25 protein-coding genes and 2 pseudogenes are annotated in these 24,487 nt (G+C 65.9%); 13 read left to right on the forward strand and 14 right to left on the reverse strand.

The genetic code is table 11. The features are described 5' to 3' along the window. Positions 1-17 precede the first annotated feature (17 nt). On the forward strand, positions 18-1,691 hold the full coding sequence (locus tag ACPRTJ_RS11695; RefSeq protein ID WP_426428890.1) for a DUF4153 domain-containing protein: 1,674 nt from the start codon (positions 18-20) through the stop codon (positions 1,689-1,691). A 93-nt stretch (positions 1,692-1,784) separates the two neighbouring features. On the opposite strand, the gene ACPRTJ_RS11700 is transcribed toward ACPRTJ_RS11695, so the two are convergent. Together ACPRTJ_RS11700 and ACPRTJ_RS11705 are read right to left on the reverse strand one after the other, a co-directional pair. Then, entirely contained in the window at positions 1,785-2,981 is a 1,197-nt protein-coding gene (locus tag ACPRTJ_RS11700) for a class I SAM-dependent rRNA methyltransferase (RefSeq protein ID WP_043860000.1), read from the reverse strand. Positions 2,982-3,057: 76 nt separating this feature from the next. Next, a complete protein-coding gene (locus ACPRTJ_RS11705; protein WP_043859999.1) occupies positions 3,058-3,597 on the reverse strand; it encodes a type 1 glutamine amidotransferase domain-containing protein in 540 nt (179 codons plus the stop codon). Positions 3,598-3,734: 137 nt separating this feature from the next. Here ACPRTJ_RS11705 and ACPRTJ_RS11710 point away from each other — a divergent pair, with 137 nt between their 5' ends. Continuing rightward, complete coding sequence (locus ACPRTJ_RS11710) at positions 3,735-4,601, forward strand: HDOD domain-containing protein (protein ID WP_043859998.1); 867 nt, start codon at positions 3,735-3,737, stop codon at positions 4,599-4,601. A 3-nt stretch (positions 4,602-4,604) separates the two neighbouring features. Beyond that, complete coding sequence (mutM, locus tag ACPRTJ_RS11715; protein ID WP_058541780.1) at positions 4,605-5,417, forward strand: bifunctional DNA-formamidopyrimidine glycosylase/DNA-(apurinic or apyrimidinic site) lyase; 813 nt, start codon at positions 4,605-4,607, stop codon at positions 5,415-5,417. A gap of 9 nt (positions 5,418-5,426) precedes the next feature. Here the strand turns inward: mutM and ACPRTJ_RS11720 are convergent, their stop codons facing one another. The 3 genes from ACPRTJ_RS11720 to ACPRTJ_RS11730 form a co-directional block, all read right to left on the reverse strand. Continuing rightward, a complete protein-coding gene (locus ACPRTJ_RS11720) occupies positions 5,427-5,678 on the reverse strand; it encodes a YfhL family 4Fe-4S dicluster ferredoxin (protein WP_011531711.1) in 252 nt (83 codons plus the stop codon). 109 nt (positions 5,679-5,787) lie between these two features. Then, positions 5,788-6,267 (reverse strand): pantetheine-phosphate adenylyltransferase, encoded by a 480-nt coding sequence (gene coaD, locus ACPRTJ_RS11725; protein WP_043859996.1) that lies wholly within the window; start codon positions 6,265-6,267, stop codon positions 5,788-5,790. Positions 6,268-6,506: 239 nt separating this feature from the next. After that, positions 6,507-7,934 (reverse strand): coniferyl aldehyde dehydrogenase, encoded by a 1,428-nt coding sequence (locus ACPRTJ_RS11730; protein ID WP_426428893.1) that lies wholly within the window; start codon positions 7,932-7,934, stop codon positions 6,507-6,509. 88 nt (positions 7,935-8,022) lie between these two features. Here ACPRTJ_RS11730 and ACPRTJ_RS11735 point away from each other — a divergent pair, with 88 nt between their 5' ends. Both ACPRTJ_RS11735 and ACPRTJ_RS11740 read left to right on the forward strand, forming a co-directional pair. Next, positions 8,023-8,688: a TetR/AcrR family transcriptional regulator gene (locus tag ACPRTJ_RS11735; RefSeq protein ID WP_043859994.1), complete on the forward strand. Its 666-nt coding sequence runs from the start codon at positions 8,023-8,025 to the stop codon at positions 8,686-8,688. Between the two features lie 36 nt (positions 8,689-8,724). Next, entirely contained in the window at positions 8,725-9,579 is an 855-nt protein-coding gene (locus ACPRTJ_RS11740; RefSeq protein WP_058541851.1) for a sulfurtransferase, read from the forward strand. On the opposite strand, the gene ACPRTJ_RS11745 is transcribed toward ACPRTJ_RS11740, so the two are convergent. The 4 genes and pseudogenes from ACPRTJ_RS11745 to ACPRTJ_RS11760 form a co-directional block, all read right to left on the reverse strand. Beyond that, entirely contained in the window at positions 9,580-10,575 is a 996-nt protein-coding gene (locus ACPRTJ_RS11745; RefSeq protein WP_426428896.1) for a hydrolase, read from the reverse strand. It lies immediately after the preceding gene. Positions 10,576-10,878: 303 nt separating this feature from the next. After that, complete coding sequence (gene rsmD, locus ACPRTJ_RS11750) at positions 10,879-11,475, reverse strand: 16S rRNA (guanine(966)-N(2))-methyltransferase RsmD (RefSeq protein WP_043859992.1); 597 nt, start codon at positions 11,473-11,475, stop codon at positions 10,879-10,881. Next, positions 11,475-12,842: pseudogene (locus ACPRTJ_RS11755) on the reverse strand (M16 family metallopeptidase); the annotation flags it as partial. The gene rsmD and the pseudogene ACPRTJ_RS11755, both read right to left, overlap by 1 nt. Positions 12,843-12,945: 103 nt before the next feature. Then, positions 12,946-14,301, reverse strand: coding sequence for a M16 family metallopeptidase (locus ACPRTJ_RS11760; RefSeq protein ID WP_043859990.1), 1,356 nt, complete (start codon positions 14,299-14,301; stop codon positions 12,946-12,948). A gap of 229 nt (positions 14,302-14,530) precedes the next feature. On the opposite strand from ACPRTJ_RS11760, the gene ftsY reads away from it, so the two are divergent. From ftsY to rpoH, 4 genes are all read left to right on the forward strand, one after another. Continuing rightward, positions 14,531-15,991 carry a signal recognition particle-docking protein FtsY gene (gene ftsY / locus ACPRTJ_RS11765; protein ID WP_426428898.1) on the forward strand — a complete coding sequence of 487 codons (1,461 nt, stop codon included), beginning with the start codon at positions 14,531-14,533 and terminating at the stop codon, positions 15,989-15,991. Then, positions 15,988-16,659 carry a cell division ATP-binding protein FtsE gene (gene ftsE, locus ACPRTJ_RS11770; RefSeq protein WP_043860122.1) on the forward strand — a complete coding sequence of 224 codons (672 nt, stop codon included), beginning with the start codon at positions 15,988-15,990 and terminating at the stop codon, positions 16,657-16,659. The genes ftsY and ftsE overlap by 4 nt, the downstream gene beginning before the upstream one ends. Then, a complete protein-coding gene (gene ftsX / locus ACPRTJ_RS11775) occupies positions 16,656-17,687 on the forward strand; it encodes a permease-like cell division protein FtsX (RefSeq protein ID WP_043860123.1) in 1,032 nt (343 codons plus the stop codon). Before ftsE ends, ftsX begins: the two co-directional genes overlap by 4 nt. A gap of 111 nt (positions 17,688-17,798) precedes the next feature. Further along, the gene (gene rpoH / locus ACPRTJ_RS11780; protein WP_043860124.1) at positions 17,799-18,653 is read left to right on the forward strand and encodes an RNA polymerase sigma factor RpoH; all 855 of its coding nucleotides are present in this window, start codon (positions 17,799-17,801) and stop codon (positions 18,651-18,653) included. Positions 18,654-18,748: 95 nt separating this feature from the next. On the opposite strand, the pseudogene mtgA reads toward rpoH, so the two are convergent. Further along, positions 18,749-19,506, reverse strand: a pseudogene (gene mtgA, locus ACPRTJ_RS11785) (monofunctional biosynthetic peptidoglycan transglycosylase). Positions 19,507-19,540: 34 nt separating this feature from the next. Between mtgA and ACPRTJ_RS11790 the strand changes: the two are divergent. From ACPRTJ_RS11790 to trmB, 4 genes are all read left to right on the forward strand, one after another. Beyond that, on the forward strand, positions 19,541-19,912 hold the full coding sequence (locus tag ACPRTJ_RS11790) for a DUF423 domain-containing protein (protein ID WP_043860126.1): 372 nt from the start codon (positions 19,541-19,543) through the stop codon (positions 19,910-19,912). A 101-nt stretch (positions 19,913-20,013) separates the two neighbouring features. After that, a complete protein-coding gene (thiS, locus tag ACPRTJ_RS11795; RefSeq protein ID WP_043860147.1) occupies positions 20,014-20,214 on the forward strand; it encodes a sulfur carrier protein ThiS in 201 nt (66 codons plus the stop codon). A 48-nt stretch (positions 20,215-20,262) separates the two neighbouring features. After that, a complete protein-coding gene (locus ACPRTJ_RS11800) occupies positions 20,263-21,057 on the forward strand; it encodes a thiazole synthase (RefSeq protein WP_043860127.1) in 795 nt (264 codons plus the stop codon). 9 nt (positions 21,058-21,066) lie between these two features. Next, a complete protein-coding gene (trmB, locus tag ACPRTJ_RS11805) occupies positions 21,067-21,789 on the forward strand; it encodes a tRNA (guanosine(46)-N7)-methyltransferase TrmB (RefSeq protein WP_043860128.1) in 723 nt (240 codons plus the stop codon). A gap of 113 nt (positions 21,790-21,902) precedes the next feature. On the opposite strand, the gene ACPRTJ_RS11810 is transcribed toward trmB, so the two are convergent. Genes ACPRTJ_RS11810 through ACPRTJ_RS11825 form a run of 4 tightly spaced genes read right to left on the reverse strand, consistent with a single transcriptional unit; the run spans position 21,903 to position 24,474 of the window. Next, positions 21,903-22,226 carry a DUF3392 family protein gene (locus ACPRTJ_RS11810; RefSeq protein ID WP_043860129.1) on the reverse strand — a complete coding sequence of 108 codons (324 nt, stop codon included), beginning with the start codon at positions 22,224-22,226 and terminating at the stop codon, positions 21,903-21,905. A gap of 9 nt (positions 22,227-22,235) precedes the next feature. Beyond that, positions 22,236-23,450: a radical SAM family heme chaperone HemW gene (gene hemW / locus ACPRTJ_RS11815; RefSeq protein ID WP_231390546.1), complete on the reverse strand. Its 1,215-nt coding sequence runs from the start codon at positions 23,448-23,450 to the stop codon at positions 22,236-22,238. After that, the gene (gene rdgB, locus ACPRTJ_RS11820; protein ID WP_043860131.1) at positions 23,447-24,043 is read right to left on the reverse strand and encodes an RdgB/HAM1 family non-canonical purine NTP pyrophosphatase; all 597 of its coding nucleotides are present in this window, start codon (positions 24,041-24,043) and stop codon (positions 23,447-23,449) included. The genes hemW and rdgB overlap by 4 nt, the downstream gene beginning before the upstream one ends. After that, positions 24,040-24,474 carry a DUF4426 domain-containing protein gene (locus ACPRTJ_RS11825; RefSeq protein WP_043860132.1) on the reverse strand — a complete coding sequence of 145 codons (435 nt, stop codon included), beginning with the start codon at positions 24,472-24,474 and terminating at the stop codon, positions 24,040-24,042. Before ACPRTJ_RS11825 ends, rdgB begins: the two co-directional genes overlap by 4 nt. Between the last annotated feature and the right edge of the window lie 13 nt (positions 24,475-24,487).

A 24,487-nucleotide genomic window follows, 5' to 3' on the forward strand; every position in this document is an offset into this window, starting at 1 on the left:
TCGCAAAAGGACTTGGAATGCCCGTGCTAAACCGCTCCGTGCTGTATTACCTCGCCATCGCCCTGGTACAGGGGGCGCTGCTGCTCACCTTCATCCATTACCGCAACCCTGTGCTCGCGGTGTTCTGCGCCACGCTGGCCCTGGTGGGCGGCATCAATCTGCAACTGCTGGGCGGCGCGGTGCGTCAGCGCGGCACCTGGCTGCTGGTGGCCGGCCTGGCGTTGCTGATGGCCAGCGTGTCCGCCTGGCTGTATGCGCAATCGGCCGACGGCTGGCTATGGATGCGCTGGATACCGGCCTCGCTGGTGCTGGCCTATATCGGCGCGGCGTTCATCCTCAGTTGGCCGACCCGCGACGGCAATCGCCTGCGCTATCAGGACCTGTACCAGCACGCCTGGAACAATGCCTTCATCGTGCTGCTGGCGCTGCTGGTGACCCTGGCGTTCTGGTTGCTGCTGTGGCTGTGCGGGCGGCTGTTCACGATTCTGGGCGCGCCGGTGCTCAGCGATATCTTCGCCTCGCTCGAATTCATCTGCGTGTGCCTGCCGATCTTCTTCTCGCTGGGCATCCGCATGGGGCGCCAGAACGACAAGGCCATCGGCCTGCTGCGCAATGTGCTGCTCACTGTGTGCCGCTACCTGCTGCCGCTGTGTTCGCTGATTGCGGTGGTGTTCACTCTGGCGCTGGCGGTGACCGGGGTCGCGCCGATCTTCAACACCGGTTACTCCACCAGCATCCTGCTGTGCCTGGTGGGCAGTACGCTGTTTCTGCTCAACGGCGTGTTCCAGGACGGCGAGCACGATGCCGGTTATGCCAGGCCCCTGAAGCTGCTGGTGAACGCCAGCCTTGTGTGCCTGCCGCTGCTGATGGCGCTGGCGTGCTACTCGAGCTGGCTGCGCATCGACCAGTACGGCCTGACCCCGCAGCGCTTTCTGGCGATGCTGCTGATCGGCATCGCGCTGGTGCACAGCCTGGCCGCGCTGTGGGCCATTCGCCCGCGCCAGGCGGTGTGGCTGGGCAGCTTGCGGCGCAGCAACCCGTTGATCGCGCTGCTGAGTTTCGTGGTGCTGATGCTGGTGTTCACGCCGGTGCTCAACCCGTTGACCTACAGCGCCACCAACCAGATGGAGCGGCTGTTGAGCGGGCGCACCTCGGCGGATGCGTTCGATGCGCGCGCATTGCGCTACCGGCTCGGCAAGCCGGGGATCGAGCAGTTCGAGCGGTTGTCGCGCCTGGTCAAGGAGGGGCAGATCCTGGATGCGCCAAGCCGCGAGCTGCTGGCCGATCGACTGCTGGAGGCCGAACCGGTGAGCATGTCGCCGCGTGAGTACGGACCCAAGCTGGAATGGATCGGGCCTGCGCCGGAGGACAGTGCGCAGATGCTCAACCTGACCCTGATCGAGAGCCAATGCGGCAGTTCGGGGTGTGCTGCCTGGCAGGTGGACCTGGATGACGATGGGGTCAACGAAGTGCTGGTGGTTCCCAAGCACGAGTACTCGACGTCGGCGTTCGTATATGCGCGTCACGAGGGCTTCTGGCGTGATTATGCGCGGGTGGACGGGATCGGCACGGGGCGCGCACTGATCGAGCAGATTCGGGCGGGCACGCTCAAGCTGGCGAAACCGCGCTACAAGACCCTGGTGATCGACGGGCGAGAACTGGGAATGATGCCTTACCCGCAGCGCGATTGAGTGCACCTGCCTGCAGGAGCCGGCCTTGCCGGCGAAAGGCCGTTACAGGCAAAAAAAATCCCGGCACCTGGCCGGGATTTTCATTCAGCGCGATCAGCTGTTGGGCAGCAGCCGGCAGGTGATGCTCTTGATGTAGCGCGTTTCCGGGATCGCCGGGTGCACCGGGTGGTCCGGGCCCTGGCCGCCGCGTTCGAGCAGCTGCATGTTGCGGTCCAGGTGGCGGGCGCTGGTCAGCAGGATGTTCTGCAGGTCGTCTTCGGGCAGGTGCATCGAGCACGAGGCGCTGACCAGAATGCCGTCCTTGCTCAGCAGGCGCATGGCCTGCTCGTTCAGGCGGCGGTAGGCGCCTTCGCCGTTCTTCAGGTCCTTCTTGCGCTTGATGAACGCGGGCGGGTCGGCCACGATCACGTCGAAACGCTCTTCAGCGGCCTTGAGCTCGCGCAGCGCCTCGAACACATCGCCTTCCACGCAGGTGACCTTCTCGGCAATGCCGTTGAGCGCCGCATTGCGCTCCACGCCATCCAGGGCAAAGCCCGAGGCATCCACACAGAACACTTCGCTGGCGCCGAACGCACCGGCCTGCACGCCCCAGCCACCGATGTAGCTGAACAGGTCGAGCACGCGCTTGCCTTTGACGTAGGGTGCCAGGCGTGCGCGGTTCATGCGGTGGTCGTAGAACCAGCCGGTCTTCTGGCCTTCCATCACCGGCGCTTCGAATTTGACGCCGTTCTCTTCCAGCGCCACCCACTCCGGCACCAGGCCGAACACGGTTTCGACGTAGCGGTTCAGGCCTTCGGCATCACGCGCCGCCGAGTCGTTCTTGAACAGGATGCCGGTGGGTTTGAGCACCTGCACCAGGGCGGCGATCACGTCGTCCTTGTGCTGTTCCATGGTGGCCGAGGCCAGCTGTACCACCAGGATGTCGCCGAAACGGTCGACCACAAGGCCCGGCAGCAGGTCCGAGTCGCCGTACACCAGGCGGTAGAACGGCTTGTCGAACAGGCGCTCGCGCAGCGACAGGGCCACGTTGATGCGGTGCACCAGCAGCGACTTGTCCAGGGCCAGCTTGGCGTCGCGCGACAGCAGGCGCGCGCAGATCAGGTTGTTGGGGCTCATGGCGACGATGCCCAGCGGCTTGCCGCCGGCACCTTCGAGCACCGCCTGGTCGCCGGCCTTGAAGCCATGCAGCGGGGTCGCGGCGACGTCGATTTCGTTGCTGTACACCCACAGATGGCCGGCGCGCAGGCGGCGGTCGGCGTTGGCTTTGAGGCGAAGGCTGGGCAGGGACATGACGTCGCTCCGGAAAAAAGAGCGGGAGTATAGCGCGTCGGCCGGGCACGCGGCTCGGCCGGCGACAAATAGCCGATCAGGCGCCCAAAGCGCGCAGCAGCTGGGTGTTGAAGGCGGGAATATCGTCGGGCTGGCGGCTGCTGATCAGGTTGCGGTCGATGACCACGGCCTGATCCTGCCACTGCCCGCCGGCATTGGTGATGTCGTCGCGCACGGTCTTGTAGCTGGTCATCTTGCGGCCCTTGACCAACTGGCTCGACACCAGCAGCCAGGCGCCATGGCAGATCACCGCCAGGGGCTTGCCGCTGGCGTCGTGGGCCTTGACCAGCTTCTGGGCGCCGGGGTCGATGCGTATGGTGTCGGAGTTCTGCACGCCGCCGGGCAGCACGATGGCGTCGTAGACCGCGACGTCGGCCTTGTCGAAGGTGTTGTCCACAGTGAAGTCGTCGGCGGGCTTGTCATGGTTCCAGCCCTTGACCGTGCCCGGTTTGGCCGAGAGGATGTCGACGCGCACGCCGCTTTGCTCGAGGGCCTGCTTGGGCCCGGTGAGTTCTACCTGCTCGAAGCCGTCGGTGACCAGCATGGCCACGCGCTTGCCGTTCAGTTGGGTCGTCATCTGCATGCTCCTGTTGAGTTGAACCTGTAGTAAGCAGGCAGCCCTGGGGCAGGCAAAGTTCCTTCTGAATCCATCAACGGGTGTTTCCCGGCCCGCCTGCAGGGTTAGAATCGCCCTTCAGCCCCGAGTGTGTATCTATGTCCCAGGAACTTACCGCCGAACAGATCCAGCAAGCCCTGCAGGGCATCAGCGTACCGCCCCAGCCGCAGATCATGGTCGACCTGCAGTTCGAGCAGTACATGCCCGACCCGGACCTGGAGACCATCGCCAAGCTGATCTCCCAGGACCCGGGCCTTTCCGGCGCACTGCTCAAGCTGGTCAATTCGCCGTACTACGGGCTGACCAACAAGATCGCCTCGATCCAGCGCGCGGTGAACCTGCTGGGCAGCCGCTCGATCATCAACCTGATCAACGCGCAGTCGATCAAGGGCGAGATGAGCGACGACACCATCGTCACCCTCAACCGCTTCTGGGACACCGCCCAGGACGTGGCCATGACCTGCCTGACCCTGGCCAAGCGCATTGGCTCGCAGGCGGTGGACGAAGCCTATGCCCTGGGGCTGTTCCACGATTGCGGCGTGCCGCTGATGCACAAGCGCTTCCCCGACTACATGCATACCCTGGAGCAGGCCTACGCCGAGGCCGGCCCCGACAAGCGCGTGGTCGACACCGAGAACCGCACGTTCAACACCAACCACGCCGTGGTCGGCTACTACACGGCCAAGTCGTGGCGCCTGCCCGAGCACGTGAGTGCCGCCATCGCCAACCACCACAATGCCCTGGCGGTGTTCAGCGACGACTCGGCGCGCAATACCCAGCTCAAGAACCTGCTGGCCATCCTGAAGATGGCCGAGCACATCTGCAGCTCGTACCGGGTGCTGGGCAACCAGAGCGTGGACCACGAATGGAACACCGTCGGGCACCTGGTGCTCGACTACGTGGGCCTGTCGGAGTACGACTTCGAGAACCTCAAGCAGACCATCCGCGAAATGGGTGCGCACTGACCCATGCCCGAGCTACCTGAAGTCGAGACCACCCGCCGCGGCATTGCGCCGTACCTTGAAGGGCAGCGTGTCAGCCGTGTGGTGGTGCGTGAACGGCGCCTGCGCTGGCCGATACCCGAAGACCTCGACGTACGCCTGTCGGGGCAGCGCTTCGTGTCGGTGGAACGGCGTGCCAAGTACCTGCTGCTCAACGCCGAGGTGGGCACGCTGATCAGCCACCTGGGCATGTCGGGCAACCTGCGGCTGGTGGAGATCGGCCTGCCGGCGGCCAAGCACGAGCATGTGGACATCGAGCTGGAGTCGGGGCTGGCGCTGCGCTACACCGACCCGCGCCGGTTTGGCGCGATGCTCTGGGCCCCCGACCCGTTGCAGCACGAGCTGCTGCTGCGCCTGGGCCCGGAGCCGCTGACCGACCTGTTCGATGGCGAGCGGCTGTTCCAGCTGTCGCGCGGGCGCTCGATGGCGGTCAAGCCGTTCATCATGGACAACGCGGTGGTGGTGGGGGTGGGCAACATCTATGCGACCGAGGCGCTGTTCGCGGCGGGCATCGACCCGCGGCGCCCGGCCGGGGGCATTTCGCGGGCACGCTACCTGCGCCTGGCCATCGAGATCAAGCGCATCCTGGCCGCCGCCATCGAGCGTGGCGGCACCACCCTGCGCGACTTCATCGGCGGCGACGGCCAGCCGGGCTACTTCCAGCAGGAACTGTTCGTGTACGGGCGCGGGGAAGAACCGTGCAAGGTGTGCGGCACGGTGCTGCGCAACGTGACCCTGGGCCAGCGCGCCAGCGTGTTCTGCCCGCGCTGCCAGACCTAGCGGCCTGTATCAGGCCTTGCCGGTGATCCTGCGGTACTTGGCCATCAGCTCGTCTTCGGTTTCCGGGTGCGCTTCATCCAGCGGGATGCAGTCGACCGGGCAGACCTGCTGGCACTGCGGTTCGTCGTAATGGCCAACGCACTGGGTGCACAGGTTGGGGTCGATCACGTAGATCTCTTCGCCCTGGGAGATGGCGGCGTTCGGGCACTCGGGTTCGCAGACGTCGCAATTGATGCAATCGTCGGTGATGATCAGGGACATGGGGACTCCGGCCGGGGCGTCAGGCCCGGGCATATGAAAACCAATGGGCACAATTGTGCCGCATTAACGCCCGCAGTGCACGCGGGCGCGGTTTTCGATGCGGGCGCGGTTACTTCTTGAAGCGCTCGGTGAGTGCGTCAGCCACTACCGGGTGCACGAACTTGGTGATATCGCCGCCCAGCGCCGCGATTTCGCGCACCAGGGTCGAGGATATGAACGAATAGCGCTCGGACGGCGTCAGGAACAGGCTTTCGACGTCGGGCGCCAGTTGCCGGTTCATGTTCGCCAGCTGGAACTCGTACTCGAAGTCCGAAACCGCGCGCAGGCCGCGCAGGAACACATTGGCCTGCTGCTCCTTGGCGAAATGCGCCAGCAGCGTGGAGAAGCCGATGACCTGCACGTTGGGCAGGTGCTTGGTGACCTCACGCGCCAGCTCTACCCGTTGTTCCAGGGGGAACAGCGGGTTCTTCTTGGGGCTGGCGGCGACCGCGATGATCACCTCGTCGAACAGCCGGGAGGCCCGCTCGACCAGATCGCCATGGCCTTTGGTAATAGGGTCGAATGTACCTGGGTACAACACTCGGTTCATCGCGTCGTCCTGGCAGGAGTGCGTTTGGGAGTCGGATGGTATCGCAGCAGCTGCGGTCGGCCAAGTCGCCATCGCCGGCTCAAGGCACTATAGACAGGCGTGATAATGCTTGTCACCCGCTGCAGGCCGAGTGTCTGGTGCCTTGAAAGTATCGACCCCATCGCGGGTCAGGCCCGCTCCCACAGGCTATGCATCTCTTTGTGGGAGCGGGCCTGACCCGCGATGGGGTCGCTGTAACGTCAGCGAATGAACAGACGATAGACCCACCGCTGCAGCGCCTTCCCATACGGCGGATAGATCAGCCGCGCCGCATTCACCCGCGACTTGGCGAACACCGCCCGGGCATGACTGAAGGTCTTGAAGCCCTCGTGCCCGTGGTAGTTGCCCATCCCCGACGGCCCGACCCCGCCAAACGGCAGGTCGTCCTGGGCCACGTGCAGCAGGGTGTCGTTCAGGCACACGCCGCCGGAATGGGTCTGCTCCAGCACCCGCCGCTGCTCGGCACGGTCGTGGCCGAAGTAGTACAGCGCCAGCGGGCGCGGGCGCTGGTTCACATAGGCCAGCGCCTCGGCCAGGCTGTCATAGGGCACCACCGGCAGCAGCGGGCCGAAGATCTCGTCCTGCATCACCTGCATGCTGTCATCGACCTGCAGCAGCACCTGCGGCGGCAGGCGCCGACCTTCGCGGGCTTCGCCGGGGTACAGGTCGAGCACGCTGGCGCCCTTGTCGCGGGCATCGCGCAAATAGCCTTCCAGGCGCGCCAGGTGACGCACATTGATGATCGCGCTGTAGTCCGGGTTGTTTCGCACCTGTGGATAAAACCGCAGCACCGCCTCGCGATAGGCCTGCACGAAGCCCTCCAGGCGCTCGCGCGGTACCAGCGCGTAGTCCGGGGCAACGCAGGTCTGCCCGGCGTTGAGGGTCTTGCCGAAGGCGATGCGCTCGGCCGCCTGGGCCAGCGGTACACTGGCCGACACGATGGCCGGCGACTTGCCGCCCAGCTCCAGGGTCACCGGGGTCAGGTTGGTGGCTGCCGCCGCCATCACCTGGCGGCCGATGCTGGTGGCGCCGGTGAACAGCAGGTGATCGAACGGCAGGCGCGAGAAGGCCTCGCCCACGCCAGCATCGCCCAGCACCACGCTGACCAGGTCGTCGGGAAACACTTCGCCCAGCAGGCGCTGAAGCAGCGCCGCGGTGGCCGGGGTGGCTTCGCTGAGCTTGAGCATCACCCGGTTGCCCGCTGCCAGCGCCGCGGTGAGCGGGCCGATGGCCAGAAACAGCGGGTAGTTCCATGGCACGATGATGCCCACCACGCCCAGCGGCTGGTACAGCACCCGCGCGCTGGCCGGCTGGAACGCCAGGCCCACCGTGCGCCGCACCGGCTTCATCCAGCCCTTGAGGTGGCGCTCGGCGTGGCGAATGCCCTGCACGCTGGGCATCAGTTCGGCCAGCAGGGTCTCGTCGGCACTGCGCCCGGCAAAGTCGCGGTCGATCGCCGCGACCAGGGCCAACTGGTTCGCCAGCAGCAGCCGGCGCAGGCTGGCAAGCCACTGCAGGCGCTGCGCCGCCGGCGCCATGGGCAGCCCGGCAAAGGCCCGGCGCTGCTGTTCGAACAGGGTCTGGAGGGGCATGCGGGCTCCGTGGCAGGGCAAGTGTGCCTGGAGCATATACGCCGGTTGTGCAGGTGGTACATCCCGTGGCGGATACGCCGTAAGATAAGCCTATTCCTTCAAGCTCATGCCTTTGGAGCTGACCATGGCACCGCGCATCAAGACCCGCGAGCTCATCGTGCAGAACAGCCTCGAGCTGTTCAACCAGCAGGGTGAACGCAGTGTCAGCACCAACCACATTGCTGCGCACATGGAAATCTCGCCTGGCAACCTCTATTACCACTTCGCCAACAAGCAGGCGATCATCGCCGTGCTGTTCACCCAGTACGAGGCGCTGGTGGAAGGCTTTCTGCGCCCGCCCCAGGGGCGCGCCGCCACCGTCGAGGACAAGCGCTTCTACCTCGAGGCGCTGCTGTCGGCGATGTGGAACTACCGCTTCCTGCACCGCGACCTCGAACACCTGCTCGGCCACGACCCGACCCTGGCTGCGCGCTACCGACGTTTTTCGCAGCGCTGCCTGCTGCAGGGCCAGGCCATCTACCGAGGTTTCGTCGAGGCCGACATCGTGGCCATGGACACCGTGCAGATCGAATCGCTGACCCTCAATGCCTGGATCGTGCTGACCTCCTGGGTGCGCTTTCTGTGCACCACCCGCGAGCACTCCGCGCACCTGAGCGAAGAGGCGATCAAGCGCGGCGTGTACCAGGTGCTGGTGCTGGAGCTCGGTTTCGTCACCGCCAGCGCGCGCCCTGCAGTGGATGCGCTGTGCAAGGAATTCTACGTGCCGCTGGACCAGGCACTGGAACAGTAGGCCGCCCACCCCCTTTGAATCGATATGGAGACCGACATGCCACTCGCGCAACTGATCGCACCCCAGCAACTGGCAGAGCGCCTGGGCGCTCCGAAGCTGGTGATTCTCGATTGTCGCTTTGCCCTGGAAGACGTCGACTATGGCCAGCGCAGCTATGCCGAAGGGCATATCGCCGGCGCGCACTTCGCCGACCTGGAGCGTGACCTGAGCGGGCCGGTGGTCAAGGGCGTGACCGGTCGCCACCCCTTGCCCGACCCGCAGCAACTGATCCAACGGCTGCGCAGCTGGGGCATCGACAACGACAGCGACGTGGTGCTCTACGACGATGGCCCCGGAGCCTTTGCCGCGCGGGCCTGGTGGTTGCTGGCATGGCTGGGCAAGCGCGACGGGGTGGCGATCCTCGATGGCGGGCTCAAGGCGTGGCACGCGGCGGGGTTGCCGCTGAGCCTGGATGCCTGTGACAAGCGTGAAGGCAGCTTCAGCGGGCAGCCCGATGCGAGCCTGGTGCTGGACGCCGCCGAGTTGGCCAATGGCCTGGGCACGCCCGACCTGACCCTGCTCGACGCCCGTGCGCTGCCGCGTTTTCGCGGCGAGGTGGAGCCCATCGACCCGGTGGCCGGGCATATCCCCGGTGCGCATTGCGCGGCCTTCACCGACAACCTGGGGCCCGATGGTCGTTTTCTGTCGCCCCAGCAGCTCAAGCAGCGCTTTGCCGCCTTGCTCGGTACGCGCCAGCCGCAGGCGCTGGTGGCCTATTGCGGCTCGGGGGTGACGGCCTGCCATAACCTGTTCGCCCTGGCCTTGGCCGGTTATCCGCTGGCACGGCTGTACGCCGGTTCGTGGAGCGAGTGGATCACCGACCCGCAGCGTCCGGTGGCCAAGGGCGACTGATCAGGCCCCGCTGGCCAGCCACTGTGGAATGCGCCGCTCCAGGTAGTAGCCGGGCTGGCGCAGGCTGCCGTCGACAAAGCCCACGTGACCGCCATGACGGTGCAGTTCCAGGGTGGTCTGGCTGGCCAGTTCGGCGGCCCCTGGCAGGCTGTGGCTGAACACGAACGGATCGTCCTGGGCATGGATGATCAGCGTGGGCGTACGGTTTTCACCCAGGTAGTAGCGGCTCGACGAGCGCTGGTAGTAGTCGTGGGCGTCGCTGAAGCCGTTCAGCGGTGCGGTCACACGGCCGTCGAAATCCCAGAAGGTGCGCAGGTTTTCCAGCGGGCCGAGGCGGTCCAGGGTTGCCAGGCCCTCATGGTGACCGTGGTGCTGGAAGTGGCGCTGCTTGTCCTTCACGTAGCCCAGCATGGCGCGCATGAAGTGCGCCTGGTACACCCGTGAAAACCCCAGGCCGATGCGATCGGCGCACTGGTCCAGGCGAAACGGCACCGACACCGCCACGGCCGCCTGCAGCTGGCTGGCCGTACCCGCTTCCCCCAGGTGCTTGAGCAGCACGTTGCCACCCAGCGAATAACCCACCGCGTACAGCGGTGCCTGCGGGCGCTGGGTGCGCAGGTGGGCGATGACTTCGGCCAGGTCTTCGCTGGCGCCGGAGTGGTAGCTGCGCGGCAACATGTTCGGCTCGCCCGAGCATCCGCGCCAGTTGACCGCCACGCTGGCCCAGCCCTGCGCCGCCAGGGCGCGCTGCAGGCCGATGACGTAATGGGAGGTCGACGAGCCGGTCAGGCCGTGCAGTACCACCACCAGTGGCGTGGTGGTGGCAAGCGGGCCGTGCCAGTCCAGGTCGAGGAAATCGCCGTCGGCCAGCCACAGGCGCTCGCGCCGATGTGCCAGCGGTGGCGACTTGCGCCAGAGCGGGCCCCAGAGCGTCTGCACATGGGGGTTGCGCAGGCCGGTGGCTGGCTTGAACGGGGGTGGGGTGGCGCTGGACATCGTCGAGGTCTCTTGAGCGGGCGGCAGACCCTGTGATCAGTGTATGTGCGCAAGCGCAGGTCTGCTGCCGCCAAAGCATATTCAGCAGGTGTCACTTCGGGCAAGGGCTGTCGGTTGGCGAGGCTGAGGTCGTGGAAGGGTGTGCTGGGCGAGTGCCGGGCTGCTGAGGGTCAGCAGCCCGGCGGTGGTGCAGGCGGCACGCACAAGCCGGTTGGTGATCGGTGCCGTACCTGGGGGCGCCGGAGCACGATCAGGCAAAGCACCTCAGGCGGCGGCTGCAGTTTGGTGGAGGCGGGGCGACGTTCAGCCGCGCTCCCACAAGGCATAGTGCACCTGACCGGCCTTCTTTTCCCGGTGCAGGCGCCAGTTGCCCGGCAGTTGCAGGGTCGACGGCGCGGTTTCGCTTTCGGTGTAGATCCACGCGTGCTCGGCCAGCCAGTGGCGCTCTTCGAGCAGTGCACAGGTGGCCGGCAGCAGGTCCTGGTGGAAGGGCGGGTCGAGGAACACCACGTCGAACGGGGCCTTGGGCTCGCCTTGCAGGTAGCGCACCACGTCGGTCTGGATCACCTGCCCGGTGGGGCAGCGCAGCAGCTCCAGGTTGTCCTTGAGGTTCTCGATGGCGGCGCGGTTGCTGTCCAGCGCCACGGCCGAGGCCGCGCCGCGCGACAGCGCTTCGAGAAACAGCGCGCCGCTGCCGGCAAAGGCATCCAGCACGCGGGCGCCCTCGATGTGCGCGGTCAGCCAGTTGAACAGGGTTTCGCGCACCCGGTCGGGGGTAGGGCGCAGGCCCGGTGCGTCAGGAAAGCTCAGGCGGCGGCTGCGCCACTCGCCGGCGATGATGCGCAACTGGCCCTGGCCGCCGTGGGCGGCGGCCTTGGATTTGGCGGATGGACTGGCCATTAATGCTCCGGTACGCCAAGCGGCTGCTCGGCGGGTTTGTCAGTGGGCGGTGGCAGCGGCTGTTGCGCCACCTTCGGCCCGGCGGTCACGATGACCATCTTGTCGGCGGCCAGGTGCTTGTTGAGGGCAGCACGCACCTGCTCGACGGTGAGGCTCTGGGACTTCTGCATGAAGTCCTCGAGGAAATTCAGCGGCAGGTCATAGAAGCCGATGGCCCCCAGTTGGCCGACGATGCTCGCATTGCTGGCGGTGGACAGCGGGAAGCTGCCGGCCAGTTCGCGCTTGGCATCGTCCAGCTCCTGCTGGGTGGGGCCGGTCTTGAGGTAGTCGCGCAGGATGTCCTGTACCAGCTTGAGCGTGCCTTCGCTGAGTTCGGCACGGGTCTGCAGGTTGATCATGAACGGGCCACGCACCTGCATCGGGCTGAACACCGAGTACACGCCGTAGGTCAGGCCGCGCTTTTCGCGCACTTCGCTCATCAGGCGGGTGCCGAAGGCGCCGCCGCCGAGGATCGAGTTGCCCAGCGACAGGGCCGCGTAGTCCGGGTCGGCGCGGTCGATGCCCAGCTGGGCCAGCATCAGGTGGGTCTGCTTGGACGGGAAGTCGATGTGGTTGACGCCAGGCTTGGGTTCGCTCGGTTGTGCCAGCTTGGGCAGCGTCGGGCCCTTGGGCAGCGCGGCGGAGACCTGCGCGGCAATCGCCTCGGCTTCAGTGCGGCTGAGGTCGCCGACCAGTGCGATCACCACGTTGCCGGCGGCATAGGCCTTGGCATGGAAAGCGCGCAGCTGGTCCAGGGTGATCGGCGGGATGCTCCTGGCGTCGCCATCGCTGGGGTGCCCGTAGGGATGCTTGCCGTAGAGCTTCTCGAACAGCTCGATGCTGGCCAGCTTGCCGGGGTTCTGCTTCTGGTACTCGAAGCCGGCGAGCATCTGGTTCTTGATGCGCTTGAGCGCGTCTTCAGGGAAGGTCGGCTTGCCCACCACTTCGGCGAACAGCTTCAGGGCCGGCTCGCGCTTGTCCTTGGCGCTCAGGCTGCGCAGCGAGGCCACCGCCATGTCGCGGTAGGCACCGTTGCCGAAATCCGCGCCCAGGCCTTCGAAGCCGGCGGCGATGGCGCCGACGTCCTTGCCCGCCACGCCTTCGTTGAGCATGGCGTTGGTCAGGGTGGCCAGGCCCGGCAGGTTACCGTCCTGGCTGCTGCCGGCGGCGAAGGTCAGGCGCAGGTCGAACATCGGCAGTTCGTGGGCTTCGACGAACAGCACCTTGGCGCCTTCGGCGGTGTTCCAGGTCTTGATGTCGAGGTTGCGTCGGCTCGGTGCCTTGCCGTCCAGCTCGGCCAGCGATTGCAGGTTGGCGCCGGGCTTGGCGGCCGCGGTGTCGGCATGGGCGGGGCCGGCCAGGCACACGGCGCTCAGCAGCAACGCGCCGAATACGCCGCGGCCCTTCGGGGTGTGGCGTGGGGTGGTGTGCTCAGTCATGCGCCTGCTCCTCGGGCAATACATGCGCAACGCTCAGGCGTTCGCGGGTGAAATAGGTGCGGGCGGCACTCTGGATGTCGGCCGGGGTCACGCTCTTGAGCTCGTCGAGCTCCTTGTCGATGAGCTTCCACGACAGCCCGACGGTCTCCAGTTGGCCGATGGTGGTGGCCTGGCTGCTGATCGAGTCGCGGTCGTAGACCAGCCCGGCAATCACCTGGGCGCGCACGCGCTCCAGCTCTTCAGCGGTTGGCGGGGTGGTTTTCAGCTCGTCGAGCAGCTTCCAGACGCCGCTTTCGACCTCGGCCAGGGTCTTTTTCTTCTGCGTGTTGGGCACCGCGGAGAGCACGAACAGGCTGTCGCCACGGGTGAACGGGTTGTAGCTGGCCGACGCGCCGGCCACCAGTTCCTGGCCGCGTTCCAGGCGGGTGGCCATGCGCGCGCTGTAGCCGCCGTCGAGCAGGGCCGCGATCAGGCGCAGGGCGTGCACGCTGCGCGGGTCCTTGGCGGTGGCCAGGCCCGGCACGTTGAAGCCGTAGATCAGGCTCGGCAGTTGGGTGCGCACATGCACGGTGAGCTGGCGCAGGCCCGGCTCGGCCAGTTCCAGCGGCAGTTTGGCAGGGGGTGTGGCGCGCTTGGGGATGGCACCGAAGTAACGCTGGGCCAGGCCCTTGACCTCGTCGGCGGTGACGTCGCCGACCACCACCAGGGTGGCGTTGTTGGGCACGTACCAGGCTTCGTACCAGTGGCGCAGCTCTTCGACCTTCATGCGTTCGAGGTCGGCCATCCAGCCGATGGTAGGGGTGTGGTAGCCGCTGGCCGGGTGGGCCATGGCGCTGAACAGCTCCATGGCCTTGGAGTTGGGCTGATCGTCGACGCGCAGGCGGCGCTCTTCCTTGATGACCTCGATTTCGCGGCTGAACTCTTCGGGCGGCAGGCGCAGGCTGCCCATGCGATCGGCTTCCAGTTCCAGGGCCACGCCCAGGCGGTCGCGGGCCAGCACCTGGTAGTAGGCGGTGTAGTCGTCGCTGGTGAAGGCGTTCTCTTCGGCGCCCAGGTCACGCAGGATGCGTGAGGCTTCGCCAGGCCCCAGCTTGTTGCTGCCCTTGAACATCATGTGTTCCAGGGCATGGGACAAGCCGGTCTGACCCGGGGTCTCGTAGCTGGAGCCGACCTTGTACCAGACCTGCGATACCACCACCGGGGCGCGATGGTCTTCACGCACGATGACCTTGAGGCCGTTGTCGAGGGTGAATTCATGGGTGGGCTGGACGTCGGCGGCAACCGCCACCAGGGGCATGACAATTGTGCTGAGCAGCAGGCCGGCGGCGCGGCGGGCTAGAGCATTCATTGATGATTCAACCTGTAGGGCTGCCCGCATGGCCTTAGCGTCGGCGGGCTAGGAGGTGCTAGGATACTGATCCGGTTGCCTGACGACCATGCCTGTCGAGATCAAGCGTTGCAGGCGTCCCGACAAAATGTTGCGCATGAACCAGTCGGCTTGACCATAGTCTGTTCTGCGTTAGAAGAATTTTGAGGCGCCACACTGGCGCATCGCTACCCTGAGATAGCCGTCTTCCATGTTTGGTTCCAACGACGACAAAAAGACCCCGGCCGCGGCCGGTGAAAAGAAAGGCCTGTTCGGCTGGCTGCGCAAAAAGCCCCAGCAACCTGTTGTCGAACAGCCCGAAACCCCAGTGCCAGAGGCGCTGGAGCCTATCGCCCCGACTTTGCCTGAGCCGGTAGCCGTCGAGCCCGCCCCGGTCGCGAGCGCGCCCGTCGCCGTCGAGGATCACCCCAGCAGCCTGGTGCTGCCGGTGCCCGAAGAGCCGGTGGCGCTGGTGGCCGACCTCGAGCCCCACGTCCCCCCGCCGATTCCCGAGCGCCCAGCCCCCGAGCCTGCCCCGCAGTACGCTGCGCCCGAGCCTGTTGAAGCGCCTGCGCCGCAGTACGCCGCGCCCGAGCCGGTGATCGAGCCTGCCCCGCAGTACAGCGCACCCGAGCCGGTGGTCGAGCCGCCTGCAGTGGTGGTGCCCGCACCTGTTGCGGCCACCGAGGTCGCCCTGCCTGTTCCCGAGGCCGCCCCGTCGGCGCCTGAAACCACCACCAAGGCCGGCTTCTTCGCCCGCCTCAAGCAGGGCCTGTCCAAGACCAGCGCCAGCATTGGTGAGGGCATGGCCAGCCTGTTCCTGGGCAAGAAGGTCATCGACGACGACCTGCTCGAAGAGATCGAGACCCGCCTGCTGACCGCCGACGTTGGCGTCGAGGCCACCTCGGTGATCGTGCAGAGCCTGACCCAGAAGGTCGCACGCAAGCAGCTGGCCGATGCCGATGCCCTGTACAAGTCGCTGCAGGGCGAGCTGACCGACCTGCTCAAGCCGGTCGAACAGCCGCTGAAGGTGCATGCCGCGAACAAGCCGTTCGTGATCCTGGTGGTCGGCGTCAACGGCGCCGGCAAGACCACCACCATCGGCAAGCTGGCGAAAAAGCTCCAGCTCGAAGGCAAGAAGGTCGTGCTGGCCGCCGGCGATACCTTCCGTGCTGCCGCGGTGGAGCAGCTGCAGGTATGGGGCGAGCGCAACCAGATCCCGGTGATCGCCCAGCACACCGGCGCCGACTCCGCTTCGGTGATCTTCGACGCGGTGCAGGCGGCCAAGGCGCGCAACATCGACGTGCTGATCGCCGACACCGCCGGTCGCCTGCACACCAAAGACAACCTGATGGAAGAGCTGAAGAAGGTTCGCCGCGTGATCGGCAAGCTGGACGCCGACGCGCCGCACGAGGTGCTGCTGGTGCTGGACGCCGGCACCGGGCAGAACGCCATCAACCAGGCCAAGCACTTCAACCAGAGCGTGGAGCTCACCGGCCTGGCGCTGACCAAGCTCGACGGCACCGCCAAGGGCGGGGTGATCTTCGCCCTGGCCAAGCAGTTCGGCCTGCCGATCCGCTACATTGGTGTGGGCGAAGGCATCGATGACCTGCGCACCTTCGAAGCCGAGCCCTTCGTACAAGCCTTGTTTGCCGAGCGGGAGCCTTCATGATCCGATTCGAACAGGTCGCCAAGCGTTACCCTAACGGTCACGTTGGCCTGCATGAATTGAGTTTTCGGGTGCGTCGGGGCGAGTTCCTGTTCGTCACCGGCCATTCCGGCGCGGGCAAGAGCACCTTGCTGCGCCTGCTGCTGGCCATGGAGCGTCCGACCAGCGGCAAGCTGCTGCTGGCCGGCCAGGACCTGGGTCAGATCAGCAACGCGCAGATCCCGTTCCTGCGTCGCCAGATCGGCGTGGTGTTCCAGAACCACCAGCTGCTGTTCGACCGTACCGTGTTCAACAACGTCGCCCTGCCGCTGCAGATCCTGGGCCTGTCCAAGGTCGAGGTGGCCAAGCGTGTGGACGCGGCGCTGGAGCGTGTGGCCCTGTCGGACAAGGCCCAGCTGTTCCCCGGCGACCTGTCCACCGGCCAGCAGCAACGGGTGGGCATTGCGCGTGCCATCGTGCACCGTCCGGCCCTGTTGCTGGCGGATGAACCCACCGGCAACCTCGACCCGCGCCTGGCGGCCGAGATCATGGGTGTTTTCGAAGATATCAACCGCCTGGGCACCAGCGTGCTGATCGCCAGCCACGACCTGGCGCTGATCGCGCGCATGCGCCATCGCATGCTGACCCTGCAGCGCGGCCGCTTGATCGGCGATGGGGAGGCCGGGCAATGAGTGCAACACGTAGTCCCAAGGTGTCCGAGCGGGTGGCCCCTGCGGCAGCCGAGCCAAGCCCTCAGAAACAGAAAAAGCGCCGTGATGATGACGATGACGGCCCGGATTTCAGCACGCTGCTGCACGCCTGGCTGGAAAGCCATCGCTCCAGCCTGCTCGACAGCCTGCGTCGCCTGGGCAAGCAGCCGATCGGCAGCTTCTTCACCTGCCTGGTGATGGCCGTGGCCCTGAGCCTGCCGATGGGGTTGTCGCTGCTGCTGAGCAATGTCGAGCGCCTGGGCGGCTCGTGGCAGCGTGCAGCGCAGATTTCGCTGTACCTCAAACTTGACGCCAGCGTGAGCGAAGGCGAAGCCCTGCGTACCCAGATCAAGGGCATGCCGGGGGTGGCCGATGCCGAGTATGTCAGCCGTGAACAGGCCCTCGACGAGTTCCAGCAGCAGTCCGGGCTGGGCGAGGCCTTGCGCGAGCTGCCGGAGAACCCCTTGCCTGGCGTGGTCGTGGTGACCCCGGCCGAAGTCGACAAGCCAGCGCTGGAGGCCCTGCGCCAACGCCTGGCCGAACTGCCCAAGGTGGAACTGGCCCAGCTCGACCTGGTTTGGGTGGAGCGGCTGGCGGCGATCCTCAAGCTGGGTGATCGCTTTGTCTTCGGCCTGACCGTGCTGCTGGTGTCGGCGCTGCTGCTGGTCATCGGCAACACCATTCGCCTGCATATCGAGAACCGCCGTACCGAAATCGAGGTCATCAAGCTGGTGGGCGGTACCGATGCCTACGTGCGCCGGCCGTTCCTGTACATGGGCGCGCTGTATGGCCTGGGGGCAGGCGTACTGTCCTGGGGGGTACTGGCGTTCGGCCTCAACTGGCTGGATGACGCGGTCGTCGGCCTGTCGGGTCTTTACGGCAGCGATTTCTCGCTGGCCGGGGTGCCGCCTGCCGATGGTCTGTCGCTCTTGCTTGGTGCGGTGCTGTTAGGGTATATCGGTGCTTGGATTGCGGTCGCTCGGCATCTGCGTGAGCTTGCACCGCGATAGTGTCTTCCAGCCGTCATTGACTATCGTGTATTTCGGGAACTTGTTTCGCGGTTCCCGGTCAATGGTGGCAGTGCCTGATGGCACAATTCAGTGAGTCGGAGGTTTTTTCGTATGACCACTTCGTTGCAACCTGCCTATGCCTTGGTCCCGGGTGCGAACCTGGAGGCCTATGTGCACACGGTCAACAGCATTCCATTGCTGACGCCCGAGCAGGAGCGTGAACTGGCCGAGAGTCTCTACTATGAGCAGGATCTGGGGGCGGCTCGGCAGATGGTGCTCGCCCACCTGCGTTTTGTCGTACATATCGCGCGTAGCTATTCGGGCTACGGGCTGGCCCAGGCCGACCTGATTCAGGAAGGCAACGTTGGCCTGATGAAAGCGGTCAAGCGTTTCAACCCCGAGATGGGTGTGCGCCTGGTGTCCTTTGCCGTGCACTGGATCAAGGCCGAAATTCACGAATTCATCCTGCGCAACTGGCGCATCGTCAAGGTCGCGACCACCAAGGCGCAGCGCAAGCTGTTCTTCAACCTGCGCAGCCAGAAGAAGCGTCTGGCCTGGCTGAACAACGATGAAGTGCATCGTGTGGCCGAAAGCCTGGGTGTGGAGCCGCGTGAAGTGCGCGAGATGGAAAGCCGCCTGACCGGTCAGGACATGGCCTTCGACCCGGCCAGCGAGGCGGACGACGACAGCGCGTTCCAGTCGCCGGCCAACTACCTCGAAGACCACCGTTACGACCCGGCGCGTCAGCTGGAGGATGCGGACTGGAGCGACAGCTCCTCGAACAACCTGCACGAGGCGCTGCAAGGCCTGGACGACCGTAGCCGCGACATCCTGTACCAGCGCTGGCTGGCCGAAGAGAAGGCCACGCTGCATGACCTGGCGGCCAAGTACAGCGTGTCGGCCGAGCGTATCCGGCAGTTGGAGAAGAATGCGATGAACAAGGTGAAAGCCCTGATCGCTGCCTGATCTGCGGGACCCTGAGGGCCCCTTCACCGGCAAGGCCGGCTCCTACAACAATCCCTGTAGGAGCCGGCCTTGCCGGCGAAGGGGCCCTCTTTGTTTCAGTTGGCCCAGGGCGCCTTGCGCGGCTCATCCAGTTGCACCAGGTAGCCGCTGCCGCCCAGCTGGCTCATCTGCTGACGGATCCACGCCGCCCGTCGCGCCACATAGCTGCTGGGCCGGCTTGCGCTCCAGTTGCGCGGGCTGGGCAGTACCGCCGCCAACAGGCTGGCCTGCTGGCGCGTCAGCTTGCTCGCATCGGTACCGAAGTGATGGCGGGCCGCTGCCTGGGCGCCGAACACGCCGTCATCCCACTCGGCGCTGTTGAGGTACACCTCCAGGATGCGCTCCTTGGACCACAGCAGCTCGATCAGTGCGGTAAACCATGCCTCCAGCCCTTTGCGCAGCCAACTGCGGCCGGCCCACAGGAACTGGTTCTTGGCCACCTGCTGACTCAGTGTGCTGGCGCCGCGAAGCGTGCCGCCACGCTCGTTGTGTGCCAGTGCGGCCTGGATGGCATTGAAGTCGAAACCCCAGTGCCCGGCGAACTTCTGGTCCTCGCCGGCAATCACCGCCACCTTCAGTTCATCGGAGATCTCACCCCATGGGCGCCAGTCGCGTTGCAGGTCGATGGGCTGGCCGTCGACCCACGATTCCACCTTGCGCTCGACCATCAGCATGGTGCCCGGCGGCGGTACCCAGCGAAACAGCAGCACCAGCAACACGCTGGCAACGGCGAACCAGAGCAGGGCGCGGGTGAGGCGGCGGATCAGGGATGAAAGCATAGAGATGGCTTGGCCGAACCGAATGAGCGGGCCATTATACAGACCCTGTGCCCCCAAGGAGTCTTGCGCATGCTTCGCAGCTTTCTGTTGCTCGCCGCCTTTTTCGGCTTTACCGGCGTGGCCCTCGGTGCCTTCGCTGCCCATGGCCTCAAGGGCCGCCTGAGCCAGGAGTACCTGGCGATCTTCCATACCGGCGTCACCTACCAGCTGGTACACGCCCTGGCCCTGCTGGGCGTGGCAGTGCTCTGGGCGCACTTGCCCGGGCGACTCACGGCCTGGGCCGGTGGTCTGTTCTGCCTGGGCATCGTGCTGTTTTCCGGTAGCCTGTACCTGTTGACCCTGAGTGGCATCGGCAAGCTCGGCATCATCACCCCTTTTGGCGGCCTGGCCTTCCTCGGCGGCTGGCTGTGCCTGGGCCTGGCGGCCTGGCGCCTGGGTTGACCCGCGGGTCCGGATCGAGACGAATGGCGCCGCTTGGCCTTGGGTTCAGCCCCGGATAGGGGCTAGAATGCGGGCCCCTAAAAACAATGGCGGCCGTGCGCATGCGCATTCAACTGAACGGTGAACCTTTCGAATTGCCCGACGGCGAAAGCGTCGCGGCCCTGCTGACCCGGCTCGACCTCGCAGGTCGCCGGGTGGCGGTGGAGCTGAACCTGGACATCGTGCCGCGCAGCCAGCACGACGCCACCGCCCTGCGCGAAGGCGACCAGGTCGAGGTGGTTCACGCCATCGGCGGCGGCTAGGCCCACGCGCTTCACCTGCAAGTCCCTCAACCTTCAAGAGGATTACCGATGAGCAATGTTCGTAGCGACAAGCCCTTCACGCTGGCCGGTCGTACCTTCCAGTCTCGCCTGCTGGTCGGTACCGGCAAGTACCGCGACATGGAAGAAACCCGCCTGGCCATCGAGGCCTCGGGTGCCGAGATCGTCACCGTCGCCGTGCGCCGTACCAACCTGGGCCAGAACCCGGGCGAGCCGAACCTGCTCGACGTGCTGCCACCGGACCGCTACACCATCCTGCCGAACACCGCCGGCTGCTACGACGCGGTCGAGGCCGTGCGCACCTGCCGCCTGGCCCGCGAACTGCTCGACGGGCACAACCTGGTCAAGCTCGAAGTGCTGGCCGACCAGAAGACGCTGTTCCCCAACGTGATCGAAACCATCAAGGCCGCCGAAGTGCTGGTCAAGGACGGTTTCGACGTGATGGTCTACACCAGCGACGACCCGATCATCGCGCGTCAGCTGGCCGAAATCGGCTGCATCGCGGTCATGCCGCTGGCAGGCCTGATCGGTACGGGCCTGGGCATCTGCAACCCGTACAACCTGCGCATCATTCTCGAGGAATCGAAAGTGCCGGTGCTGGTCGATGCCGGTGTGGGTACCGCGTCGGACGCCACCATTGCCATGGAAATGGGCTGCGAGGCAGTGCTGATGAATTCCGCCATCGCCCATGCCGAACAACCGGTGATGATGGCCGAAGCCATGAAGCACGCCATCGTGGCAGGCCGCCTGGCCTACCTGGCCGGCCGCATGCCGAAAAAACTCTATGCCAGCGCCTCGTCGCCGCTGGATGGTCTGATCAAGTAAGAGCCCCTGATGACTGAATCGCAAGAATCGCCGATCACCGCCGAAGGCGAAGAACGCCAACACCGCCGCATCAAGAGTTTCGTGATGCGTGCCGGGCGCATGACCGAAGGCCAGCAGCGCGGCCTGGACCAGGGCGCGCCGCTGTTCGTGCTGCCACTGGCCGACAGCCCGGTGGATTACGACCAGGTGTTCGGCCGTTCGGCGCCGCGCACCCTGGAGATCGGCTTCGGCATGGGCCATTCCCTGCTGGAGATGGCCGCCGCCGCGCCCGAGCAGGACTTCATCGGTGTCGAAGTGCACCGCCCGGGCGTGGGCGCGCTGCTCAATGGCGTGCTGACCCAGGGCCTGCAGAACCTGCGGGTGTATGACTGCGATGCCATCGAAGTGCTGAACAAGTGCGTGGCCGACAACAGCCTGGACCGCCTGATGCTGTTCTTCCCGGACCCGTGGCACAAGAGCCGTCACCACAAGCGTCGCATCGTGCAGCCGGAATTTGCCGAGCTGGTGCGCAGCAAGCTGAAGGTGGGCGGCGTGTTCCACATGGCGACCGACTGGGAACCGTACGCCGAGTACATGCTGGAAGTGATGAATGTCGCGCCGGGGTACAGGAACCTGGCCGAAGACGGCAAGTGCGTACCTCGCCCTGCCGAGCGTCCGATCACCAAGTTCGAACGCCGTGGCGAGCGCCTGGGGCATGGGGTGTGGGATCTGAAGTTCGAAAAACTGGCCTGATTGCCGGTGAGCGCTGCGCGCTCGAATCGCGGGTCAAGCCCGCTCCCACAGGTACAGCGCTGACCTCGAAATCAGCGTGGTACCTGTGGGAGCGGGCTTGACCCGCGATGCTTCTAGCGGCGGTCTGCGACCACGCCAAGCAACACCAGCACCACCAGCAGCACCGGCGCCAGTGCATAGTTGTTGAACTGGCTCAGCCCGCGTACCACCCACGGCGTGGCATAGATCAACGCCGCACCACTGCCGATCAGCACCAGCAGGGCCATGAACGGCACGCGCAACGCACCTGCCAGCCCGCCCAGGCGCTGTTCGACCCAGCCCTTGATGTCGGTGCCGAACAACACCAGCAAACAGCCTACAAGCGCCAGAGAGATCTCCGACAGGTTACTGCGGCTCCAGCGGGAGACGGTCGAGAGCAGGTCGAGTACCAGGTCCATTCGCTATCCTTAGGTCAAGAAATACTGCAGCAGGTCGTTGAGAAACAGCTGGCCCCGCGGTGTCGCCACCAGCCGCGTCGGTTCGACCTGCAAAAGGCCCTTTTGTTCGGCTTCACGGCGCGCCGCCGCCAGTTGTTCCAGCGGCAGGCCGGTACGCTGCGCGAACAGCGCGGCCTCCACGCCCTCGGTCAGGCGCAGGGCGTTCATCAGGAACTCGAACGGCAGTTCGCCCACCGCCAGCAGCTTGTCGCCCGCCTTGAACGCCTTGGCCGGGTTCAGGTAGTCCTTGGGCAGCCGGGTCTTCCAGGTGCGCACGATGCGCCCGTCCGGGTGGCTGAGCTTGCCGTGGGCACCGGCGCCGATGCCGATGAAGTCGCCAAAGCTCCAGTAGTTGAGGTTGTGCCGCGCCGGGCGCCCTGGCTGGGCGTAGGCCGACACTTCGTACTGGCGGTAGCCGTGCTCGGCCATCAGCGCCTGCCCGGCCTCCTGGATATCCCACAGGATGTCGTCCTCGGGCAGCAGCGGCGGCTGGTTCCAGAACACCGTGTTCGGCTCCAGGGTCAGCTGGTACCACGACAGGTGGGTAGGGTTGAGCGCGATGGCCTGGCGCAGGTCGCCCAGCGCATCGTCCAGCGACTGGTCGGGCAGGCCGTGCATCAGGTCCAGGTTGAAGTTGTCGAACCCCGCCGCACGCGCCATGCCGGCCGCACGAACCGCCTCGTCACCGTTGTGGATGCGCCCCAGCGCCTGGAGCTTGGCCTGCTGGAAGCTCTGCACGCCGATCGACAGGCGATTGATGCCCAGTTGCCGGTAGGCCTTGAACTTCTCCTGCTCGAAGGTCCCGGGGTTGGCCTCCAGGGTGATCTCGATGTCGGCGGCGAACGGGATGCGTTGCTCCACGCCCGCCAGCAGGCGGCCCAGCGCACGGGCACTGAACAGGCTCGGGGTACCGCCGCCAAAGAAGATCGAGCTGATCGGTCGCCCGTACACCGCGCCCAGCTCCTGGTCGAGGTCGGCGAGCAGGGCGTCGACGTAGGCCTCTTCCGGCAGCTGCGGGGTGGCGGCATGGGAGTTGAAGTCGCAGTACGGGCATTTGCGCACGCACCACGGGATATGGATGTACAGCGACAGCGGCGGCAGCTGCGCGAGTGCCGCCCGAGGTGCGTTGGAGCTGAAGCCAGCCTCGCCCAGATGCAGTGGCTGTGCCGGCGTGCGGTCGGTCATTGCAGGCCCAGGCGCTGACGCAGCAGGCTCATGGCGCGGGCGCGGTGGCTGATCTGGTTCTTGTCTGCGGGGCTCAGCTCGGCGCTGGAGCAGTCGCGCTCCGGTACCCAGAACAGCGGGTCGTAGCCAAAGCCGTGGGCACCGCTGGCCTGGTGCAGGATGCGTCCATGCCACAGGCCCTCGCACAGGATCGGCAGCGGGTCGTCGGCATGGCGTACCAGCGCCAGCACGCACACGAACTGCGCGCCGCGCTCGGCGTCCGGCACGTCCTTGAGTACCTCGAGCAACTTGGCGTTGTTCGCCGCGTCGCCCTGGCCATCGGCGTAGCGCGCCGAGTAGATGCCCGGCGCACCACCGAGAAAGTCCACCGCCAGGCCCGAGTCGTCGGCCAGGGCCGGCAGCCCGGAGATACGTGCGGCATTGCGCGCCTTGAGGATGGCGTTCTCGACGAACGACAGGCCGGTTTCCTCCGGCTCGACGCTGCTGAATTCGCCAATCGAACGCAGTTGCACGGTGTCACCGAGCATGGCCTGCAGTTCCTTGAGTTTGCCGGCGTTGTGGCTGGCCAATACGAGTTGCTGGATGTTCATCATTCGCCTGGGAAGAGCTCTTGGTTGAAACTGATGGTCTCGGTCTTGCCACCAATTGCAACATTGATCGTGAAGGTGCGGGTTTCCTGCTGCTCCACCGGGAACTGGGCGATGTAGTAGATCGCGCCCTGTTCGGTGATCTGCTTGAAGCTGAGCGGCACCGTGCGGCTGCTCAGGTCCTTGACGCTGCCGCTGACCTGGGTCACCTGCGGCTTGCCGGCCTTGATCACCGACACGTTGATCACGCCCTGGTTCTTGCTGCGCACCAGTTGCGCCGCCTTGGCGATGTCCGGCTGCAGGAAGGTGGAGATGAAGGTGCTGTAGTGCACCGTGGTGTCACCGAAGACTTCCTTGCGCTCGCCCTTGATCGCATCGGCAGCAAGCGCCGTCGTGCTCAGGCAGGCAACCAGTAAAAAGCTCAACAAGCGACCCATGATCTGTCTCCTC

It is taken from the genome of Pseudomonas palmensis, assembly GCF_049942755.1.
GTDB lineage: Bacteria > Pseudomonadota > Gammaproteobacteria > Pseudomonadales > Pseudomonadaceae > Aquipseudomonas > Aquipseudomonas palmensis.

Bases quoted from the DNA above. Each gene is read 5' to 3' on its own strand.
- ACPRTJ_RS11790 (WP_043860126.1), top strand. From the start codon at position 19,541: ATGCTTCGCAGCTTTCTGTTGCTCGCCGCCTTTTTCGGCTTTACCGGC.
- rpoH (WP_043860124.1), top strand. From the start codon at position 17,799: ATGACCACTTCGTTGCAACCTGCCTATGCCTTGGTCCCGGGTGCGAAC.
- mutM (WP_058541780.1), top strand. From the start codon at position 4,605: ATGCCCGAGCTACCTGAAGTCGAGACCACCCGCCGCGGCATTGCGCCG.
- thiS (WP_043860147.1), top strand. From the start codon at position 20,014: ATGCGCATTCAACTGAACGGTGAACCTTTCGAATTGCCCGACGGCGAA.
- rsmD (WP_043859992.1), bottom strand. From the start codon at position 11,475: ATGGCCAGTCCATCCGCCAAATCCAAGGCCGCCGCCCACGGCGGCCAG.
- ftsY (WP_426428898.1), top strand. From the start codon at position 14,531: ATGTTTGGTTCCAACGACGACAAAAAGACCCCGGCCGCGGCCGGTGAA.
- ACPRTJ_RS11710 (WP_043859998.1), top strand. From the start codon at position 3,735: ATGTCCCAGGAACTTACCGCCGAACAGATCCAGCAAGCCCTGCAGGGC.
- ACPRTJ_RS11720 (WP_011531711.1), bottom strand. From the start codon at position 5,678: ATGTCCCTGATCATCACCGACGATTGCATCAATTGCGACGTCTGCGAA.
- ACPRTJ_RS11760 (WP_043859990.1), bottom strand. From the start codon at position 14,301: ATGAATGCTCTAGCCCGCCGCGCCGCCGGCCTGCTGCTCAGCACAATT.
- ftsE (WP_043860122.1), top strand. From the start codon at position 15,988: ATGATCCGATTCGAACAGGTCGCCAAGCGTTACCCTAACGGTCACGTT.
- hemW (WP_231390546.1), bottom strand. From the start codon at position 23,450: ATGACCGACCGCACGCCGGCACAGCCACTGCATCTGGGCGAGGCTGGC.
- ACPRTJ_RS11740 (WP_058541851.1), top strand. From the start codon at position 8,725: ATGCCACTCGCGCAACTGATCGCACCCCAGCAACTGGCAGAGCGCCTG.
- coaD (WP_043859996.1), bottom strand. From the start codon at position 6,267: ATGAACCGAGTGTTGTACCCAGGTACATTCGACCCTATTACCAAAGGC.
- ACPRTJ_RS11800 (WP_043860127.1), top strand. From the start codon at position 20,263: ATGAGCAATGTTCGTAGCGACAAGCCCTTCACGCTGGCCGGTCGTACC.
- ftsX (WP_043860123.1), top strand. From the start codon at position 16,656: ATGAGTGCAACACGTAGTCCCAAGGTGTCCGAGCGGGTGGCCCCTGCG.
- ACPRTJ_RS11825 (WP_043860132.1), bottom strand. From the start codon at position 24,474: ATGGGTCGCTTGTTGAGCTTTTTACTGGTTGCCTGCCTGAGCACGACG.
- ACPRTJ_RS11730 (WP_426428893.1), bottom strand. From the start codon at position 7,934: ATGCTCCAGGCACACTTGCCCTGCCACGGAGCCCGCATGCCCCTCCAG.
- ACPRTJ_RS11700 (WP_043860000.1), bottom strand. From the start codon at position 2,981: ATGTCCCTGCCCAGCCTTCGCCTCAAAGCCAACGCCGACCGCCGCCTG.
- rdgB (WP_043860131.1), bottom strand. From the start codon at position 24,043: ATGATGAACATCCAGCAACTCGTATTGGCCAGCCACAACGCCGGCAAA.
- trmB (WP_043860128.1), top strand. From the start codon at position 21,067: ATGACTGAATCGCAAGAATCGCCGATCACCGCCGAAGGCGAAGAACGC.
- ACPRTJ_RS11705 (WP_043859999.1), bottom strand. From the start codon at position 3,597: ATGACGACCCAACTGAACGGCAAGCGCGTGGCCATGCTGGTCACCGAC.
- ACPRTJ_RS11695 (WP_426428890.1), top strand. From the start codon at position 18: ATGCCCGTGCTAAACCGCTCCGTGCTGTATTACCTCGCCATCGCCCTG.
- ACPRTJ_RS11810 (WP_043860129.1), bottom strand. From the start codon at position 22,226: ATGGACCTGGTACTCGACCTGCTCTCGACCGTCTCCCGCTGGAGCCGC.
- ACPRTJ_RS11735 (WP_043859994.1), top strand. From the start codon at position 8,023: ATGGCACCGCGCATCAAGACCCGCGAGCTCATCGTGCAGAACAGCCTC.
- ACPRTJ_RS11745 (WP_426428896.1), bottom strand. From the start codon at position 10,575: ATGTCCAGCGCCACCCCACCCCCGTTCAAGCCAGCCACCGGCCTGCGC.